The sequence below is a fragment of the Alistipes provencensis genome, assembly GCF_900083545.1.
GTDB classification, from domain to species: domain Bacteria; phylum Bacteroidota; class Bacteroidia; order Bacteroidales; family Rikenellaceae; genus Alistipes; species Alistipes provencensis.
Genome location: NZ_LT559262.1, coordinates 1,787,973 through 1,806,975, shown reverse-complemented (window position 1 = coordinate 1,806,975; position 19,003 = coordinate 1,787,973). Strand labels below are relative to the sequence as shown.

Below are 19,003 nucleotides of genomic sequence, written 5' to 3'. Positions count from 1 at the left end.
AGTCACACTCTCCAGAAAGGAGGTGTTCCAGCCGCACCTTCCGGTACGGCTACCTTGTTACGACTTAGCCCCAGTCACCGGTTTTGCCCTAGGTCGCTCCTTGCGGTCACGAACTTCAGGCACCCCCAGCTTCCATGGCTTGACGGGCGGTGTGTACAAGGCCCGGGAACGTATTCACCGCGCCATGGCTGATGCGCGATTACTAGCGAATCCAACTTCACGGAGGCGGGTTTCAGCCTCCGATCCGAACTGAGATAGGCTTTCGAGATTCGCATCCCTTCGCAGGGTAGCTGCCCTCTGTACCTACCATTGTAACACGTGTGTAGCCCCGGACGTAAGGGCCGTGCTGATTTGACGTCATCCCCACCTTCCTCTCGGCTTACACCGGCAGTCCCGTCAGAGTGCCCAGCTTGACCTGATGGCAACTAACGGTAGGGGTTGCGCTCGTTATGGGACTTAACCCGACACCTCACGGCACGAGCTGACGACAACCATGCAGCACCTAGTTTCCTGCCCCGAAGGGAAATCCTGTTTCCAGAATCGTCAGTAACTTTCAAGCCCGGGTAAGGTTCCTCGCGTATCATCGAATTAAACCACATGTTCCTCCGCTTGTGCGGGCCCCCGTCAATTCCTTTGAGTTTCATTCTTGCGAACGTACTCCCCAGGTGGATAACTTATCGCTTTCGCTTAGCCGCCGACTGTGTATCGCCGACAGCGAGTTATCATCGTTTACTGCGTGGACTACCAGGGTATCTAATCCTGTTTGCTCCCCACGCTTTCGTGCCTCAACGTCAGAAATAGCTTGGTAAGCTGCCTTCGCAATCGGTGTTCTGTATGATCTCTAAGCATTTCACCGCTACACCATACATTCCGCCTACCGCAACTATTCTCTAGCTAAACAGTATTAGAGGCAGTTCCGGTGTTAAGCACCGGTATTTCACCTCTAACTTATCTAACCGCCTACGCACCCTTTAAACCCAATAAATCCGGATAACGCTTGGACCCTCCGTATTACCGCGGCTGCTGGCACGGAGTTAGCCGGTCCTTATTCGTACTATACTTTCAGTCAGATACGCGTATCTGAGTTTACCCTAGTACAAAAGCAGTTTACAACTCATAGAGCCGTCTTCCTGCACGCGGCATGGCTGGTTCAGACTTGCGTCCATTGACCAATATTCCTCACTGCTGCCTCCCGTAGGAGTTTGGTCCGTGTCTCAGTACCAATGTGGGGGGTTAACCTCTCAGTCCCCCTATGTATCGTTGCCTTGGTGAGCCGTTACCTCACCAACCAGCTAATACAACGCATGCCCATCCAGAACCACCGGAGTTTTCAACCAAAAGGGATGCCCCTTATGATGTTATGGGATATTAGTACCAATTTCTCAGTGTTATCCCCCTGTTCTGGGTAGGTTGCATACGCGTTACGCACCCGTGCGCCGGTCGCCGGCGATTGAAGCAAGCTTCAATCCCGCTGCCCCTCGACTTGCATGTGTTAGGCCTGCCGCTAGCGTTCATCCTGAGCCAGGATCAAACTCTCCATTGTATAAAAAATAATGTTTTGTTAGAGTCCTGACTATTCGTTTATCCTTAAAAGGAAATTGACAGATAAATACTACAATTTTTCTCTCAAAATAATATCAGTAATTCAAAGAACCTTTTGGAAAAAGTCTCGCATTTTGTAGTGCGAAAGGACTGCAAAGATAAGTCATCTTTTTCAATCCTGCAAATCTTTTTTCAAGAACTTTTGCATCTTTCGAAATTTTACGGTTTACGCGGTTTTCAGCTCCTTTATTGTAAACTTTCAACCTTTGCAAGAACCGGTATTTCTCAAACGCGGATGCAAAGGTAGCGACTTTTTTCGAACCTCCAAATAAATCCGGATCTTTTTTTGAAAAATCGTTCATTTTTTCCAAAATCGGTTCCGATACCTATATATTAATAAATAGAAAACGGCAGGTCCCGAAAGACCCGCCGCAAGCGTACCGAACCGTCCGTCCCTTAGAGCCAGCCGCCGTTGCCGGCCAGATTGGGCCGCGAGACGACGGCGAACTCCTGTTCGATGGTCGTATCACCGGCCTTGGCCGTAATCGTAAGCAGCGAAGCGCCCGTCTTGGAGCAGTTGAACGTGATCTTCGTTCCGTCGAAAACGGCCGACGAGGAACCGACACCCAAGTTGGCGGGCGACGCGAATTTCGCGGATTCCAGCACCACGGAGCTCTTGCCGCCGCCGAAGTAGCGGGCGAAATCGACCGTCGCAGCCTCCCCGGTCTTGACATACACGGCCGGAGTGCCTTTGATCGCGAGCAGCAGCTTCAGGGCATCGATACAGCCGCCGCCCATCTTGTGCTTATAAACGGAGAGGTCGGGAATAGGCAGGAGATCTCCCTTTTTCGATCCTGTAAAATAGTCGTCGATACCGTAAACGGAACTCAACAACAACGCCTTGAATTCGGAGGGAGTATATTTCTTTCCGTTTTGGGCGGCATAGGCAAGCCCCAGCGCCGCAACACCCGAGACATGCGGGCAGGCCATCGATGTCCCCTGCATAAAGCCATATCCATACAACTTTTTATTCTTACGGCCGTCTGTAAAATTCATCGTATCGTCACAGAGGATCGTACTGAGCACCCCGCCATCCCCATAGCCGTCGCTGGAAATGAAATCCCCGCCCGGAGCCGTGATATCTACCCACGAACCGTAATCCGTGTAATAAGCTGGGAGAAAACTCCAATCCATCGAACCGACGGCGACAATCGGACTGTAAGCCGCCGGATAGATCGCAGCGTCGCCGTAAATGTCTCCGTCATTGCCGGCAGCGAAGATTACCAGTCCGCCCTGCAGCGGGGAGTTCGGATTCTTGGCGCCCGCTCCCCGGACAAACGTGTCGATCGCATCGCGCATCAGGCCGTAATTCTGGTTCCAGTCCTTCTCGAACTGCTCCGGAGTTATCGGCTTGCCATCGTTATCTTGAAGGAGATACCCCCAACTATTCTGCGCGATTACTGCGCCATTGGTCCAAGCATATTCGAAAGCCTTGATATTTTTATTCCCGGTTTTAGCGCCCTCGCTATAACCCATGATCTGGCATGACATGATCTTCACGCCGCCCTGATTGCTTCGGCCTCCGGCGATGCCGCAGACGCCCCGTCCGTTGTTGTTTACGGCAGCAATCACACCGGCCACATGCGTTCCGTGGTCGGCATAAACATCCTTGCCTTTCTCATCCTTACCGGACGTTTTCCAGTCGAGCACCGAAGAGTCGTCCCAAAAATTGTGACCGTGTACCTGCGAATTCTTCGGATCGTTCCAGATATTAGCCTTCAGATCCGGATGGTCGGTCTGCACAGCATGATCGATCACCGCCACGATAATATCCTCATTGCCGGTGCAGAGCTGCCAAGCATCGAGCAGGTTGATATCGGCCCCCGCTTTCGGCTGGCTGAAGATCTGGGTCGGCCCCGGATTATCGAAATGCCACTGATAATCCAACAAAGGGTCGTTCATCGTCGTTGCAGCACGCGTTTCGCCCATTCTATGAAGATTGTCCCCGGACGCCGGGATGGCCGGGCCGACGCTCATCGGCCGGATATACTCGGGATTGATCCCGTACTCCACGACGGTGACGCCGGACAGCGCCGCAAAACGGCTCCCGATCTGGCCGAGGTCTGCGCTCTCGTCGAACGTAACGCTGTACCAACGGTTGATGCCGGTTTCATTGTAGATATCCTCCCATTCGGGGTTATAGGTGATGATGCGCTCGAAATGCTCCGCGCCGATCTCATTCAGGAGGTCGTCGATCGTGCCGACGCCCGAACGCGTCACGGCTCCGCTGCGGGTAGCCGGAAGCTGTGCCTGCGCCGTCGCAACGGTCTGCGCCATTTCAGGCGTGAGTTTTATGGAGAGCGACCCTTTCAGGGCAAGTCCGGAAGTAGGGGTCCCGACGATCCGGGGAGGAGTCGGACCGGAATCGCCGCCGGAAAGGTTCGTCGGCTCCTTCGTACACGCAAACGCCGCAAACAGGCACCCGATGAGTAGTAATCTCTTCATAATCCATCAAACATTAGATTTTTCAAAGGTATAATTTTTCTGCCAAAAGCGCGTCACACGAATGATAAAATCGACCCAAGGCCGTTAAAAATGAGATTTTTTACTACTTTTGCCAAGACAAACCCCGGCCCGAGAGACTACCCCGGCAAAACCCGGACCACGCCGACGACGGGCCTCGGTTATACGACCCTTACAACGGAATACCACATATTATGAATTTCAAGAAAATATCGCTGCTCATCCTGTTGCTGCTCATCGCAGATCAGGCGCTCAAAATCTGGGTCAAGACCCACATGCACCTCGACGAATCGATCATGGTCATCCCCGACTGGTTCCAGTTGCGGTTCATCGAGAACAACGGCGCGGCCTTCGGCATGCACATCGCCTCGCGCGGCGGCTTCGACTGGGGCAAACTGCTGCTGGGAGTCTTCCGGATCGTGATGGTCGGATTCATCGGCTGGCTGATGTACCACCTCACCTGCAAGCGCAAGGATACGCCCAAGGGAGTGATCGTGGGACTGGCGCTGATCTTCGCCGGAGCCATGGGCAACATCCTCGACAGCGCCTTTTACGGACTGATCTTCTCCGAATCGACACCCTACACCGTGGCGCACTTCGGGGGACATTACGCCGGCTTCATGATGGGCAAGGTGGTTGACATGTTCTATTTCCCGCTGTTCCAGTGGAACGGCGTGCCGCGCCTGCTGCGCTTTCTGGTCGACAGCAACAACTACTTTTTCGGCGCCATCTTCAATCTGGCGGATGCCTACATCTCCGTCGCTGTAATCTATCTGCTTCTGTTTCAATATAAATTCTTCAGCAAGTAGTTTTTTTTCGAAAAAAGAGTTGGCGATTCAGAAAAAAGTATTACTTTTGCACACCACAATTCCAGAAATGCCCAGGTGGCGGAATAGGTAGACGCGCACGTTTCAGGTGCGTGTGCCGCAAGGCGTGCAGGTTCGATTCCTGTCCTGGGCACTGGTTAAGCCTCGTAATCGACTGATTACGAGGCTTTCTCATTTTCACAGGGTGTACTAAAGGTGTACTGATTGTGATAATAGTGATCACATATTGTGCCTGCTTCCTAATAATTTATTCGGGTATGGCTGATCGTCGGTCAAAATAGTCGATCAGGGCATAAGCATTTACATGAATTTGTTTCATGGCTTTCAGAAAATCCGTGTAGGGTTCACAGTCGACCGAAACGATACCTTTGTTACAATAGGCCTCTTCACCATTCTTATTCCTATATATGGCATCCCGGTATTTGAAATGTACCCATCCGACACAGTTCCGAGCCCGCAGCAGATGAAGAGTGAAATTCTGGTAAAATCGGCCCCGATCAGCCTGTGTACGCACAAGCCAGCCTCCGCCCTCCTTGTTTTCATAAGGAATCCCATTACGGACAGCATCCTCTCCCTTGACATAAAATTCAGTAACAAAAAAAGGTTTGCCGTCACTCCACCGCTCCAAATTGTGCATGTACTCCTCTTCGGGCGTCCAAACCCCATAGTAATTGATCGAAAGTGCATCGCAGTACCGGGCACAAGCACGGACCGTAATCTCGTCATATTTCGGAAACCCATGCAGACGGCTTCCCAAGATTAAGTGGTTCGGGTCGTAGCGACGCAGTGCCTCCGAGGCTGTCCGAAAATAGTAATCGGCGACATAGGCGCGGAATGCCTCCTCATCTTCTTCGGTGATCGCCTCGGGCGCGACACCGCGGTGTCGCAGAAACTCAAGTGCCGCCTCTTTGGCATAAGCACAGCTCTCGGGAAGCGGAGCCGGATTCCGGGCATCCGTCATTCCAAGGAAATTGCGGAGCAAAATCGTTTGATTGGCAAAATATTTGCGCCACCCAATGAATCCCAATTCATTGTCGATGTAATAGCCTATACAATGTTTATCATTGCGAAACTTGGCACAATTCTCACGGGCATATTTATCCAAATGATTCAAATAATCGGGATGAAAAACCGCAATCAGCCGATTCAGTTTCAGGTGGTCAATTTCCGTATCCCACACGAACGAACGCAACATATAGGCTAAATCAATATAGGCCAGCTTCCGGCCGCCGGAATCAAGGATTCGCTCGCCACACCCCGGAGACATGACATCGGTATAGTGCTTGAGGGTGAAATCTCCGAAATTGACATAATTGAAACCGTTCTCGCGCAACAGTCGGGCCGTCTCCCGGCTCCACCGCTGTTCGCCGAGCATACCAGCACAGTCGCCGAGACTCTGTATTCCCATCAGTACCAGACATCCGCCATCGGGATCGATAAAATACCAACGACCGTCGAACTTTCCCAGACGGAAATACCCCGAACGCCCGATGACGACCGACGGTTCCTTCAGGTCGCGACGTCCGCCCCATCGGGTGAGACGAATCCGTTTCGGCCGGAAACCGCGCAGGCTGTCGACAACGAGCGTCCGGTCCGATTCGCTGCTCTCCCAGCCGGTATATTCCAAGTTCCGGATTTTCTGGTATTCCACCGCACAACGGTTTCCATAGGACATCTGCTGCCCTAAACCGGGATAACAAAGGCAAAAGGCATAAGACAAGAGAAATATTCGAATTTTCATCATTTGGTCATTTCAGTATGAAATCGGTCGATTGCGACCGCATATTTTGCATAAAGCGATTGACAAAGTTTGTAAGCATCACCCCGAGGTCGTTCCGCGAAACGCTCCTTCTGGCCGACCCATTCCCACTCGAAGTCCTGCAATTCTTGCAGCAATGACTCCTCATCCAACTTCCCGCCACTTTGCAGCCGATCGTAGAAACGTTTCCAACGCTCCTTGTAGTAGCCTGACACCAATCCTGACCAAGTACGGTTCGCATAGTCATTCAGCGAATATCCCCGACCACCCCAAGTGGTGAGAATGTTACGGGCATCGTATTCGAAATAGTCCTTCTCGGCGGGAGTTGTTCCCATCCTACGGGCGTCGGAAATCCATTTTCCAAGCAGAAAATATGTATCTGTCGCAACCAATAGATCAATATCGTCCAGCAACTCCAAAAGTCGGGACGAAAGCCTCACGACTCCGTCCCGATCACCGTTGCGGTAAGCGGCAATACACAGTTTGTTCAGCCCCCCGAAATAGTTTTCAAGACACTGCCGAGGAATGTTGACACAATCGAAACGGCTGGAGGGCGTTCGCTTCGGCCGGGCGAATGTCAACTGTTCCCAAGCCATCAGTAAATCCCGATTGTCGTAATCGGTATGCGTACTGCTCCACTTCGAGCGGCTTTCCAGATTCGGGCGGGCACAAACCGCCGCCGAACGGTTTCCGCTCGAAGCCCTGTAAACTTTGTCATAAAGAATCTGCCAAGCCTGCCGATAATGTGCATCGACACACCCGCTCCGACGGTCTGCCAACCGATCGATCCACTCGGCATCGTTATACACCCGTATCCAAGCACGGTCCAGTACATATTCATACATGAACGGATTGACATCCAGCCCTTCGAGCGTACAGCCGATCCCCACGAAATTACATCCGGCTTCCACATAGGCGCGGTCCAATTTCCGGCTTACATCTTTCATATCCCCCGCAAGCATCGTATTACCACCGAAATTGCCCAGATAGGACCAGATGAAAGGCTGACCGTAGAAAGATTCCGTACTGCGCCACAGCTCCACCTTGTCGCAATAGTAGTCCAGCATCAGCAGTTTCCCTTTCGGAACGGCGCACAGATAGGCTTTCAACCGTTCGGGAGTCCAGTCCTTACGTTTGTGGTAAAATACCCAAGCCATCTGCAGCCAAACGGCATTCTTGTCGAATCGTGTGATCGATTCGTAAGTCAACCGAGCAGCCCGAGCCAGATATTCCGGGTCCCAACTCGGCGGGTCCAGCTCGTTGAAAGGATCGACCCCATATATGGAACTCTCGCCGAACAGCCGCCGCTGTTCCTGCATGTATGCCTGTTGTATCCGGTTAAAAAGCGGTTCGGCTGGATTCAGGTAATAACTGTTATAAGGTTTCTCGAAACTTGTCCACGGATTGAGTCGCTTAATATCCGCATCGGGAAAGAACTGTTTCAGGGCCTTAGGTACATGTCCCGTGAAAGAGGTGAAAATCGGCTGTATTCCGAGTTCCCGCTCCCGGGCGACAATACGCTGCTGCAACTCCAACTGTCCATCGATCCACGACTGTGGCAGCGGTCCGTGCCATGTATCAATATTGGCCATACGGTGCCAAGGCAGATAGGAAGGTCCGGTGAAATAGTTGCGGATCGTTTCGTCATCCAGCCCGAACTGCCGCCAAACACGCTGCCACACAGCCTCCTGTCCCGTAGTCGCCAGCGCCATCGTAACACCGTTCAAAGCCATCCAGTCGATGAAATGTTCCCATTCGTCCCACTGCCACCAGTTGAGCGAATAACCGTAGGTGCAATAATTCAGGAAAAAGCGGTTTTCAACCCGCGCCTCGCGTTCGATACGCCCCACCACGATCGGCAGCCGCTTCGGCTCGTCAATCTTGTCACGCCGGTACCATGTCACCGTAATACGGCAATAATCGCGCAGGTAGCAGTTCAACCCGAAAGCCATCGAGACCGCCGAATTTCCAGCAATCTGCAACTCGTCGCCACACATCTCAAGCACAAAGTGGTCTCGATCGGAAGGGATGTAGACAAACCGGATACTGGAACTCAGACGCGGCAGAATGCGCCGGGCCAACGCTGTGGCGGCCTGTGTTTCGGACTGGCCGACAACAGCATCAGCAACAACCTGACAGGGCGAAAGAAACAACAGCGTCGTAATTAACAGGATAAACAATTTCTTCATGTTCGTATTTCATATCAAGTGATGCGTAGAGCCTCGATCCGCCCCTCGCCTTCAGTAACCATGATACGCATTTCACTGGCATTGGTCCGGCGGAAGCGGTAGAGGGTTCCCGGATGGACGGAGCGTATCGGATAGCTCCCGACGGTCAGGAACTGGCCGCCGCCCGACATGAGCTGCACCTCAAAAGTGCCCCGCGAACCCTCAGACCAGAGAATCTCCACCCCTTCAGGCCGGACATCGCCTCCGATCGAAAGAATCAACGACTCGCCCTTACCAAGCGTATGCGGATAATGCACCTCCTCCTTTGCCATCACACCGCCTTCACCTTCGACGGTAACGATCGCCTTCAGCCGAATGTCGGTCGACGACGCCCCGATCAGCACCTCGAAATCCCCGGGTTCGACCACTCGCTCCATCCGCTCATTTAGCAGCGACAAATCCTGCGGGCGGACCTGCATGGTCACGCGGCGCGTCTCACCGGCCCTCAGGTGCACGCGGTCGAAGCCGCGCAGATTCTTTTCATAGGTGGTCACCGTCGAAAGCATGTCATGGATATATAGTTGCACCACCTCATCACCGCTCCGCTGTCCCGTATTGGTCACATCGAACGAAACCGTGAAAGGCTCGTCCCCATGTATCGTCTGCGGCTCAACCAGCAAATCGGTGTATTCAAACGTCGTATAACTCAGCCCATAACCGAAATCATACAGAGCCCCGTTGACGCGGGTCTGGTTGCCATCGGGTCCCGGTGTAAGCCCGCCATCGGTATTGGCGGCCGGTTTATATGGAAAATTAAAGGGTATCTGACCGACATGCCGAGGGAAAGTAACCGTCAGTTTACCCCCAGGATTATACTCTCCGAACAGCACTTCGTAAATAGCCTGCCCGCCGTGAGCTCCCGGATACCATGCCTCGACGATGGCATCGACATGCGCATCGGCCCAATTAACCGAGTTCGGACGGCCGTTTATCATCACCAGCACCGTGGGTTTTCCGGTCGCCTCGACCGCTCGTAGCAGGTCCTCCTGACGACCGGGCAACTCAAGACTCGACCGCGAGCAATTTTCGCCGCAGGTGCGGGAACTGCCCCCCAAAACGACAATGGCCACATCGCTCTCCGAAGCGACCTCTGCGGCACGCAGAATTCCCGCTTTTTCATCCGGAGTCATCTCCTCGCGAAAGATCTCGGACAAAGGCCAGTTGACATCGACCAGTTCACAACCCTTCTCATAAACAATCTCACACTGCGTACCTAAATTCTTTTTCAATCCGTCAAGTACAGAAGTAACTTCGACTGCCAACGGTCCGTAATGCCCCAGTGCAAATCCCCGGGCATCGGCGTTCGGCCCCAATACGGCAATACGGCGAATCTTCCCGGCAGCGAGCGGCAGCGTATGGTTCTCATTCTTCAACAGCACGATAGATTCCCGCGAAGCCTGCAACGCAACCTCGTTGTGCTGCGAACCGTTTACCTCACGGTCTGCTGCGGCCAGATCGGTCTGATAGGGTCTATCGAACAACCCGACGAGGAATTTCACGCGCAGCACGTCCCGAACCCGGTTATCCAGCAATTCTTCGCTGACAAGTCCATCCCGGAGAAGCTGCCGTAACGGCATCACATAGGTTTCGGGATGCCAGAAATTGCAGCGGACGTTAAGTCCAGCCTCAATGCTCTGCCGCACGGCATCCAACTGGTCGACAGCCGTATGGTGCTTGTTATGAAGATACTCCACCGAACCACTGTCGGAAACGACGTAACCGCGAAAACCCATTTCATCGCGCAGACGTTCTGTAAGCCAATAGCGGCTGCCCTGAATCGGAACGCCGTCGTAATCGTTGTAACTCGACATGACACCGAGAATCCCGGCGCGCCGGATAACCTCCCGGAAAGGCATCAGGTGGATGTTCTCCACTTCACGCAGCGGTATCTGCGGATCGACGCGCGACATCCCCTCTCGAGCCCCCTTGTTATTACTGTAAGCGGCAAAATGCTTGGCAGTCGACGCAACCTGATAATCGGTCTGCATACCTGAAGCCATCGCCACACCGAGTTCGGCAACGAGGTAAGGCGACTCGCTGAATACCTCCTCGTAACGTCCCCAGCGCTGGTCGCGTCCCACGTCGAGAACCGGGGCATAAATATTCGTGTAACCCAGCAGCCGGGCCTCGCGCCCGACGATATACCCGGTTTTACGGAGCAACTCGCGGTTCCATGTATGCCCCATGCCCAACTGCGACGGGAAATTCGTCGCCCGGTAAGCCTCCACGCCGCGGATGCCCTCGTTGGTCATATCGACGGGAATCCCCAGCCGGGTCTCCTCAACGAAGAAACGCTGCGTTTCGTTGATAGCCCATGCATGACGAGATGCCGGCCAGACCAAACTGCAATCGAGCAGAGGACCTCCCCATTGCACGAAGCCGTTGAGATGTTCGTCGATGGCCCCGAGACCATCCTTCCAAAGCTGCTCTTTCCAGTCGGGCGTCGGCAGCGAATCCTGCAACACGCGCTTATAACCGTACAGCGTTACCAACTGGCAGGTCTTCTCCTCAAGGGTCATCTGCGAAAGCAAATCCTCTATCCGGTCATCCAGATCGGCCTTCGGATCCTCGTAAACATCTTTGCGGCCATTCTTATTAAAATCGATCCAGCCCCTCCGGTAGATCGGATTATCCCCGGGATCATAATATTCCGCAGGGCCGGATGCAAAAGTTGGAATCACCGCCTCAAGCGCCAATCCGACCGTCACGAAACCTGTTGCAATCAATTTTTTCATCGGAAAATCCATCATTCTCCTCCCTGTTTTTCGAGAATCCCCAGCCGGTAACGGGCTCTGGATTTCCAGACCTCACCGCGCGATACACTCCGATTTTCACAATGGGTGAAATAAAGTTTGTTGTAACCGTCCTGCGGCGTATACATGCTGCAGAAGAACCGGTTTCCGGGCATCCAAGGCTCATAATCCACTTCCACCTCCGCGAACAAACCACTTTCACGGCCCCAAATGCGGACCTTGCGCACGTCCCGGCCCTCGACCGAAAGCGTCCGATCCGAACGGCTTACATCATAAACCCGTTCCGAATCGTCCATGACGAGTCGGTCGGTAATCTGCGTGCCGTCGCTCAGACTCCGGGCAATAGGTAGCATGACAAATTTCATGTCACCCACCTCGACCTCCTCGAGCCAAGTAATCCATTGGGCGACCTCGATCCCCTCGACCGAACATGTCAATTCCTTGACATGTTCGGCAATGGGACGGTCCGTCCCGTACTCGTACATCTGCGATCTTTGTCGGAATTTTACCTCCCTGCCGACTCCGTTCTCTTTTCGGGCAAGATCCAGCGGCTCTCCGTCGAAAAACATCTCTACCTCCGTCAGTTCCTCATATCCATGAAACCCACCCGTAAAGTCAGGCATCCGACGCCCCTCTTTCAGTTGCATGAACGCACATTCCCACTCTCCGGGATACACAAACTCCTTACTCAGCCGATTTCGGAAAGTATAATCCCCGGTCCGTTCCATATCATAGGCCCGTGTCAGCCGCCACAGCCGGGTACGCTTCGCCGGGTTGAAGAAATAGTCCATATCCACCCGGATATAACGGGCGTCATGTCCCGCACAAGGCAGGAAGAGGGAAATTTTCGACGGAGTCTTCACGAGAAGTACCTCATCTGCGGTGGTCGTCCGTGCCGAACAGCTTCCGAATAGTCCAGCGACCAGTAAAAACAGGATTTTTTTCATAATCGTCATTCCGGGATTAATCGGCATATACAGCATTCTGTTCGAGATTGGGATTCAAATCTATCTCCAATTGCGGAACGGGCAGCCATATCTTATAGTTCCGCCAATTATCTTTCAACAGGTCGATGCTGGCGACCACATTGTTGGGACCGCCCTCCGAAGGAAGATCCTCGATCACCTCCGTGATTTTGCCGAAACGGATCAGGTCGATCTTGCGCTTCGATTCATAGCAGAGTTCACGACCGCGCTCTTCGAGCAGCTCTTCGACGAAATCCGGACGGTAATACGTCTCATTGAGCTTTTCCAATGAAACGCCGTCGGCCAGGACCCGTTCACGGACCCGATCGAATTGTTTGCGGGCACCGGCCTCATCACCTGTGAAATAGAGTGCCTCAGCATACTGCAATCGGACCTCGGCCATACGCATCAGAGGATAGTTCATGGCACACTGGTTGGTGTTGATACTGGAACGCTCCTTCGGGTCCGAAACCCGGAACTTGCCGGTACACCACAGCGCCGTGGAAGTTCCGGAGGCGATGCCCGACGACTCGGCCGGGACATAGTATTTGTAACCGTCGACCGTCTCCGAAGGGATCTTGCTCAAATCGCTTCCGTACCGGTTATTCGGATTGTAGGCACCTGTGATATTGTAATCGCGACGCAGGTCCCCGTCATCATACGAGCGATAGAGCTTCATCGTCGGAAACATGCGCTGGTAACTTCCGCCGACGGTCTTGGCATCGCCCACGGGACTCAGTACATAGTACGACAACATGCAGTGTTTCGTATTCTCGGCAAATTCGGCCATCAGCAGGCACTCCTTATACTGCGCTTCTTTCGACATTTCGTAATAAAGTTTCCGGTAGTTTTCTTTGTCGAGCAGTTCATAGGGGCTCATTTCAACCACCTCCTTCAAGATATCGCGTGCAGCAAGACTCATCGTCTCTTCATTCACCCAGCCGAAACTGTTCAACGGCTGAATCCCAACCAGCTCCTGCCCGACACCGTAACGCTTGCAACTGGCTAAATAATTATAGACCGAACCCAGATAGGCGGCGGCTGTCCAATGGTTGGCACTCGATTTAAAAACACCCACGTCTTCCAACTCGTCATAAGCATATTTGAAATCCCTTATAACCTGAGTATAGACACGTTCCAGATTATCGCGCCCCGCCATCGAACCGACAGCCGGCGCATCGTAGACGGGGACGCCGCCGAAGGCTTGTGCCAGATGCAGGTAAAAGAAGCCCCGCAGGAACCGCGCTTCGGCTTCGTAGGCCGTGCGCTGTTCTGGCATCAGGTCATTCTCGCCGTCCAACTGCCCGATAAGCGTATTGCAGCGCGAGATACCGGCGAAGAACGCAATCCAGAATTGGCGGATCTCCGCATTGTCGGTCTGATATGAGGCCCGCAGCAGATCGAAGAGCGTCCCCGTTGAACTGTTGTTGGAAACTACCTCGTCACTGCACCCTTCGAGCGCATAAACAAGACCGTAATTATAAGTGCCTCCCGACACACCCTTGCCGTTGACCGACGAGGTATTGATGACGCTGTAACACCCGGTCAACGCCTGCTTGAAATCGGCCTCGGTCTTGTAGAAAGTCTCGGGCGAGGTGGTCGAATAGGGATACTGGGTCAGGAAATCATCGATACAAGAGGTCACGAACAACCCCGTCGCCAGCAACGATGTATATAATAATAACCGTTTCATATTCTTTGATCGTTAAAGATTAGAAAGTGATGTTTACTCCTGCCATATAATTCCGGGTACGCGGATACGAGGTCTGGTCCAGTGCCCGCAGGAACTTCTCATACGAGCGAACCTCGGGATCGAGTCCCGAATACTTGGTAAAAGTATAGACATTATCGACGAGCAGGTACACGCGCAGTTTGCTGATTCCCGACCGGCCGAAATACTTTTTGCCGAAAGTATAGCCAATATTCAAATTCTTGATACGCAGGTAGGAACCGTCCTCCACATAGTAGGTCGATACCTGTTGATCGGTTTGGTTGCCAATCCGTGCATAGACATTCGAACCATTCTCCGGGGTCCAGCGCCCCGTCCATGCTTCGATTGAAAGGTTGTTAATATTGTTGTTCAGCGAGGGTTCCAACTGGCGGCGGAAGGCATTGAGTATTTTGCCGCCATAGGAGCCATCGATAAAAACACCGACGTTCAGGCTTCCGATACGAAACTCGTTATTAATACCGAAATTAAAAAGCGGATTAGTATCGCCGATAGCTGTCCGGTCATTAGTATTGACGACCCCTTCTCCGGTCAAGTCCCGATATTTACGGTCACCCGGAGCAACGGTTTTACCCTCGAACGACGGGACGCCTTTTTTAAGCGTATAACTAAACCGACTCATATTTTCCGAGGTGATAACCGACGGATCAATACGGGTTCCCGTATTAGGATCGGTCCAGTCGAAATCCGAAAGCTGGTAGTTCCCATCCCAGATATAGCCATATACCACGCCGATAGGCTCCCCAACGACAACACGGGCGATCTCCTGACCCGAAAACGAACCATAGTTCTGCGATACGGGGAAATAACGCTCCTGACCGCCCAACGAAATGAGTTTGGTCTTGTTCGTATCGAAATTGACGGTAGTCGTCCATCCGAACTTCTTACGGTTGATATTCTGTGTGGTCAACGTGAACTCAAAGCCTTGGTTGGTCATGCGCCCGAGATTTCTCCATTGTGTCGAATAACCCGACTGCGAAGGGATGCTGGCATTGTACAGCATATCACATGTATCCTTGAGGTAGTAGTCGGCAGTCAGGGAGATACGGCTTTTGAAAAAATCCAAGTCGAGCCCCACATCGTACTGATAGGTCGTTTCCCATTTCAGCTCGGGATTACCCGAAATGGTGACTGCCATGCCGTAGTTGAGTCCGCCGTTGGAGCCGTAATAGCTCGACCCCATCTGCGACAGGTACGAATAGGAAGTAATGCGATCATTGCCGGTAATACCTGCACTAGCTCGAATCTTAAAGTTATTGATCGCCTTGGCCTCTTTCATGAATCCTTCATTATTGATGCGCCAAGCCACAGCCAACGAAGGAAAATAACCGACACGGTTACTCCTCGCGAAATTAGAGGAGCCGTCGACACGCATGTTGGCTGTCAGATAGTAGCGGTCATCAAAATTGTAGTTTAATCGGGCAAAGGCAGAAGCACGGTTTGTCTGGTAGACGTTCGAAGTCCACGACTGGGGCGTCAGGCCTTTACTGATGTCGAAAACACCCGTACTTTGGTCCTCGAAGTTATCGACACGGGTCGAAGAATTCTCATAATGGTAACCGTTGATCTCGACCCCGACCAACGCACCGAAATTATGGACTTTGCTGAAACGTTTCGTATATTCGGCCGTCGCGTTGAGCGTATAGCCAAGCGTCCCGGTGTTCGTGATCTGCGAACGCCCGTCACTGCCGCGCCCCCAACGACTGCGCGAAGAGTAGAACTCGCTCAACTTCGAATTCGTATTGGTGAGTGACCCGCTGACACGGATCCGCAGATCAGCAATCGGCTTGTATTGCACATAGACATTGCCGAGCAGACGGTCGAACACAGAACGTTTGTAAACTTCGTTGGAAATCATCGACGTCAGGTCCACATAGTCGGCATATTCGCCGGCTAGCTCACTGGCGGTGTACAAAATGACAGGCCGTTCGGTATACATCATCTGAACGATACCCGTATAGCCCCCCGTGCCCGAAACGCCGCCACTGCTCATGGCGCCCTTGTTATCCACTCGCCCGAAAGTCGCAGAGATACCAGCCGAGAATTTTTTGTTAATCTCATGATCGACCTTGATGCGCCCCGAATAGCGCTGAAAACCGTTGCTCTCGATGATACCCTTCTGGTCGTAATAGCCCAACGACGAGGAAATGCGAGTCTTGTTCGCAATGGTATTCAGCGAAACGTCGTAATTCTGCATGAATCCCGTGCGGGTCATGGCATCTTGATAATCGAAGGTCTGCAAACCGTCCTTAACCACATTCCGCGGCACCACGCCGTTCCCATCCTGATAATCCTTGCCCCATATCTCCTTGTCCGTACCGCGGGCAAATTTGTAATCGACATACCCTTGTCCGTCGAGCACATCGAACCGTTTGGCGATCTGCTGCACGCCGAAATACATATTCAGGTTGATGTCGGTCTTCATCGAGGAACTGCCGCTTTTGGTCGTGATGATGATGACGCCGTTGGCACCGCGTGCACCGTAGATAGCTGCCGCCGAAGCATCTTTCAATACGTCAATCGAAGCAATGTCATTGGGATTGATCGATGCAAGTGGATTGTAGGTATTTTGTCCGCCTCCGGCCGAGGAAGTCGCCACCTCGCCTTCATTCACGTCGATCTGCATGCCGTCGATGACATAGAGCGGCGCCGTACCAGCATTGAGCGAATTGGTACCGCGAATGGTAATATCCACGCCGGCGCCAGCTTCCCCCGATTGTGTCGTAACACGCACACCGGCCATGCGGCCCTGCAGCGCAGAGGTAAAATCGGCGGAACCGGTCTTCATCAGCTCGTCCGAACGCATGGCAGCCACCGCCCCTGTCAGATCCTTACGCGGTACAGCACTATAACCGATGACCACCACCTCATCAACAGAGCGAATCTCTTCCTGCAGAGTGATATCATAATGCGTTTTCTTGGGCTGGATATTGACCTCGGCAGTCTGATAGCCGATAAACCGGACCTGCAATGTTCCTGCATTCACCCCCTTGATCGTGAATCGTCCGCGGGTGTCGGTCGTAGCGCCCGACTGTGTCCCGGTAACGACGACTGTCGCCCCGATCACCGGGCTGCCGTGCTCGTCAATGACCGTACCCGTAATCTGCGGAGCAGTCGTCTTCTGCTGAGCCGACACCATGGGGCACAGCAACGGAATGAACAGCCATGCAATGACGAAAAACAGTATATATACAGACTTTTTCATAAGTTTCCGAATATTAGTAGTTTTTGATAGTCGATCCGCCGGATCACTTGTCGAAACGGTCCATGACTGCGTAAACATTCCTATTCAAACGGCCCACGCCCTCGAGGAATCCGAGCCAAGGATAGAACTTAGCCGAAACCAGTCCCCGGTTGCAGTTGTTGTCGGCCGTGCTTGTAAAAGCGTCATCGTAGGCGAAATAGGTCCATCCGGCGCAGTTGTCGGCTTCGAGCAGCCCGAGACAGAAATTCTGGTAGAAATCGCCGCGGGCGATCTGCGACGGAACCACCCAGCCGCCTCCGCTAAGGTTGTTGTAGGGCGTTCCGTCGTAACTGGCGTCTTCTCCCTTCACATAGAATTCGGTGACGAAGAACGGACGATCACCGGTCCATGTGCGGAAATTCTCCAAGAAATCGGCCTCGGGTGTCCAGACACCGTAATAGTTAATCGTCACCACGTCACAATACTTGGCGCAAGCCTGCAACGTCTGCTTGTCATATTTCCCATTGCTGTGCAGACGGCTGCCGAAGATCAGGTGATTTTGGTCATACTTACGAATAACATCATAATACTGTTTGTAATACTTCTCAGCCACACGCGAACGGAATTCGTCATAAGCATCCGAGAGCCCAAGTTTGACGACATCCGCAGTTTTCGTGACGGTCATAACCTCGGCACGGTTCAGCCCTTTCTCGACAACGAAGGCTTCGGCATACTGACGGGCTGCAGCCGCTTCAGGCAACGAGAGGAACTTGTGCAACAATACATCCTGATTACCATACCGGTAGTCCCACCCGCGGAATCCAAGTTCGTTGTCGAGCTGATAACCCAACATATAGGGATCGTCAGCGACCTGTGCGCAAATCTCGCGGGTCTTCTCGTCGAGATAGATTTCGTAACGCTCTTCGAAAATCAGATTTAGCCGATTCATGTCGCTATTGGTGTCGTCGTAGGTCCACGGCAGGTTCCGGGCGTCGTCCCACATAAAGGACCGCAGCATGTTCAGGGCTACGGAATGCGAATTCTTTCGACCCTCGGCGGGATTCAGTATCCGCTCGTTTCGGGCGTTCAGCTGATACTGCGGCCGGACACCCGTGAAATCGGCATGGTTGAATCCGTAGGCGAGCAACAGTTCCGCCGTTTCGGCAGCCCAGTCGTCCGCCGATGCAAAGCGGCTGCTCTCGGGATAAGCGACGTTCTGGGTGCCGCGGATGATATTCACACCGCCATCCGGATCAACGAAAACCCAGCGACGCCCGACACGGCCTAACCGAAAGTAACCTTCCGCACCTTCTATTCCCGTCGCCGTGATGTCCTTGCGGCCACCCCAAGCTGTCACAGCCGGAGCCTCGGGACGGCAATCCGCAGCGACAATCCGTGACGTCGTTTCCGTCCACTCTGCATCGCCGGGCTTCTCTTTATACTGTCCGTTCACTCTTTCCAGTAAGAGATGGTTCGTAAACACCTTTTTATGA

10 protein-coding genes, 1 tRNA gene and 1 rRNA gene are annotated in these 19,003 nt (G+C 53.0%); 2 read left to right on the top strand and 10 right to left on the bottom strand.

Annotated features, from left to right (window positions below; all coding sequences use genetic code 11):
* Positions 1 to 15: 15 nt before the first annotated feature.
* The 3 genes from BN5935_RS07030 to BN5935_RS07025 all read right to left on the bottom strand — a co-directional run bounded on the left by BN5935_RS07030 (position 16) and on the right by BN5935_RS07025 (position 4,047).
* A 16S ribosomal RNA gene (locus tag BN5935_RS07030) occupies positions 16 to 1,543 on the bottom strand.
* Between the two features lie 94 nt (positions 1,544 to 1,637).
* Positions 1,638 to 1,913 (bottom strand): hypothetical protein, encoded by a 276-nt coding sequence (locus BN5935_RS15120; protein WP_162272061.1) that lies wholly within the window; start codon positions 1,911 to 1,913, stop codon positions 1,638 to 1,640.
* A gap of 85 nt (positions 1,914 to 1,998) precedes the next feature.
* Entirely contained in the window at positions 1,999 to 4,047 is a 2,049-nt protein-coding gene (locus tag BN5935_RS07025; protein ID WP_064975485.1) for a S8 family serine peptidase, read from the bottom strand.
* A gap of 212 nt (positions 4,048 to 4,259) precedes the next feature.
* On the opposite strand from BN5935_RS07025, the gene BN5935_RS07020 reads away from it, so the two are divergent.
* Together BN5935_RS07020 and BN5935_RS07015 are read left to right on the top strand one after the other, a co-directional pair.
* Positions 4,260 to 4,874, top strand: a complete 615-nt coding sequence (locus BN5935_RS07020) for a lipoprotein signal peptidase (RefSeq protein WP_064975484.1) — start codon at positions 4,260 to 4,262, stop codon at positions 4,872 to 4,874.
* Between the two features lie 69 nt (positions 4,875 to 4,943).
* Positions 4,944 to 5,025 (top strand) — tRNA-Leu (locus BN5935_RS07015).
* 114 nt (positions 5,026 to 5,139) lie between these two features.
* Here the strand turns inward: BN5935_RS07015 and BN5935_RS07010 are convergent.
* The 7 genes from BN5935_RS07010 to BN5935_RS06980 are packed head-to-tail and all read right to left on the bottom strand — an operon-like array spanning position 5,140 to position 18,993.
* The gene (locus BN5935_RS07010) at positions 5,140 to 6,633 is read right to left on the bottom strand and encodes a hypothetical protein (protein ID WP_082944053.1); all 1,494 of its coding nucleotides are present in this window, start codon (positions 6,631 to 6,633) and stop codon (positions 5,140 to 5,142) included.
* A complete protein-coding gene (locus tag BN5935_RS07005) occupies positions 6,633 to 8,840 on the bottom strand; it encodes an alpha-N-acetylglucosaminidase (RefSeq protein ID WP_064975483.1) in 2,208 nt (735 codons plus the stop codon). The genes BN5935_RS07010 and BN5935_RS07005 overlap by 1 nt, the downstream gene beginning before the upstream one ends.
* 14 nt (positions 8,841 to 8,854) lie before the next feature.
* The gene (locus BN5935_RS07000; RefSeq protein WP_064976869.1) at positions 8,855 to 11,614 is read right to left on the bottom strand and encodes a glycoside hydrolase family 3 N-terminal domain-containing protein; all 2,760 of its coding nucleotides are present in this window, start codon (positions 11,612 to 11,614) and stop codon (positions 8,855 to 8,857) included.
* An 11-nt stretch (positions 11,615 to 11,625) separates the two neighbouring features.
* Entirely contained in the window at positions 11,626 to 12,579 is a 954-nt protein-coding gene (locus BN5935_RS06995) for a hypothetical protein (protein ID WP_147625790.1), read from the bottom strand.
* A gap of 16 nt (positions 12,580 to 12,595) precedes the next feature.
* Positions 12,596 to 14,290 (bottom strand): RagB/SusD family nutrient uptake outer membrane protein, encoded by a 1,695-nt coding sequence (locus BN5935_RS06990; protein WP_082944052.1) that lies wholly within the window; start codon positions 14,288 to 14,290, stop codon positions 12,596 to 12,598.
* 19 nt (positions 14,291 to 14,309) lie between these two features.
* Positions 14,310 to 17,531 (bottom strand): SusC/RagA family TonB-linked outer membrane protein, encoded by a 3,222-nt coding sequence (locus tag BN5935_RS06985; protein WP_064975480.1) that lies wholly within the window; start codon positions 17,529 to 17,531, stop codon positions 14,310 to 14,312.
* Positions 17,532 to 17,574: 43 nt separating this feature from the next.
* Entirely contained in the window at positions 17,575 to 18,993 is a 1,419-nt protein-coding gene (locus BN5935_RS06980) for a hypothetical protein (protein ID WP_147625789.1), read from the bottom strand.
* Positions 18,994 to 19,003: the final 10 nt, after the last annotated feature.

Coding starts and splice junctions, on each gene's coding strand:
- BN5935_RS07025 (WP_064975485.1), bottom strand. CDS start 4,047: ATGAAGAGATTACTACTCATCGGGTGCCTGTTTGCGGCGTTTGCGTGT.
- BN5935_RS07020 (WP_064975484.1), top strand. CDS start 4,260: ATGAATTTCAAGAAAATATCGCTGCTCATCCTGTTGCTGCTCATCGCA.
- BN5935_RS07010 (WP_082944053.1), bottom strand. CDS start 6,633: ATGAAAATTCGAATATTTCTCTTGTCTTATGCCTTTTGCCTTTGTTAT.
- BN5935_RS07005 (WP_064975483.1), bottom strand. CDS start 8,840: ATGAAGAAATTGTTTATCCTGTTAATTACGACGCTGTTGTTTCTTTCG.
- BN5935_RS07000 (WP_064976869.1), bottom strand. CDS start 11,614: ATGAAAAAATTGATTGCAACAGGTTTCGTGACGGTCGGATTGGCGCTT.
- BN5935_RS06995 (WP_147625790.1), bottom strand. CDS start 12,579: ATGAAAAAAATCCTGTTTTTACTGGTCGCTGGACTATTCGGAAGCTGT.
- BN5935_RS06990 (WP_082944052.1), bottom strand. CDS start 14,290: ATGAAACGGTTATTATTATATACATCGTTGCTGGCGACGGGGTTGTTC.
- BN5935_RS06985 (WP_064975480.1), bottom strand. CDS start 17,531: ATGAAAAAGTCTGTATATATACTGTTTTTCGTCATTGCATGGCTGTTC.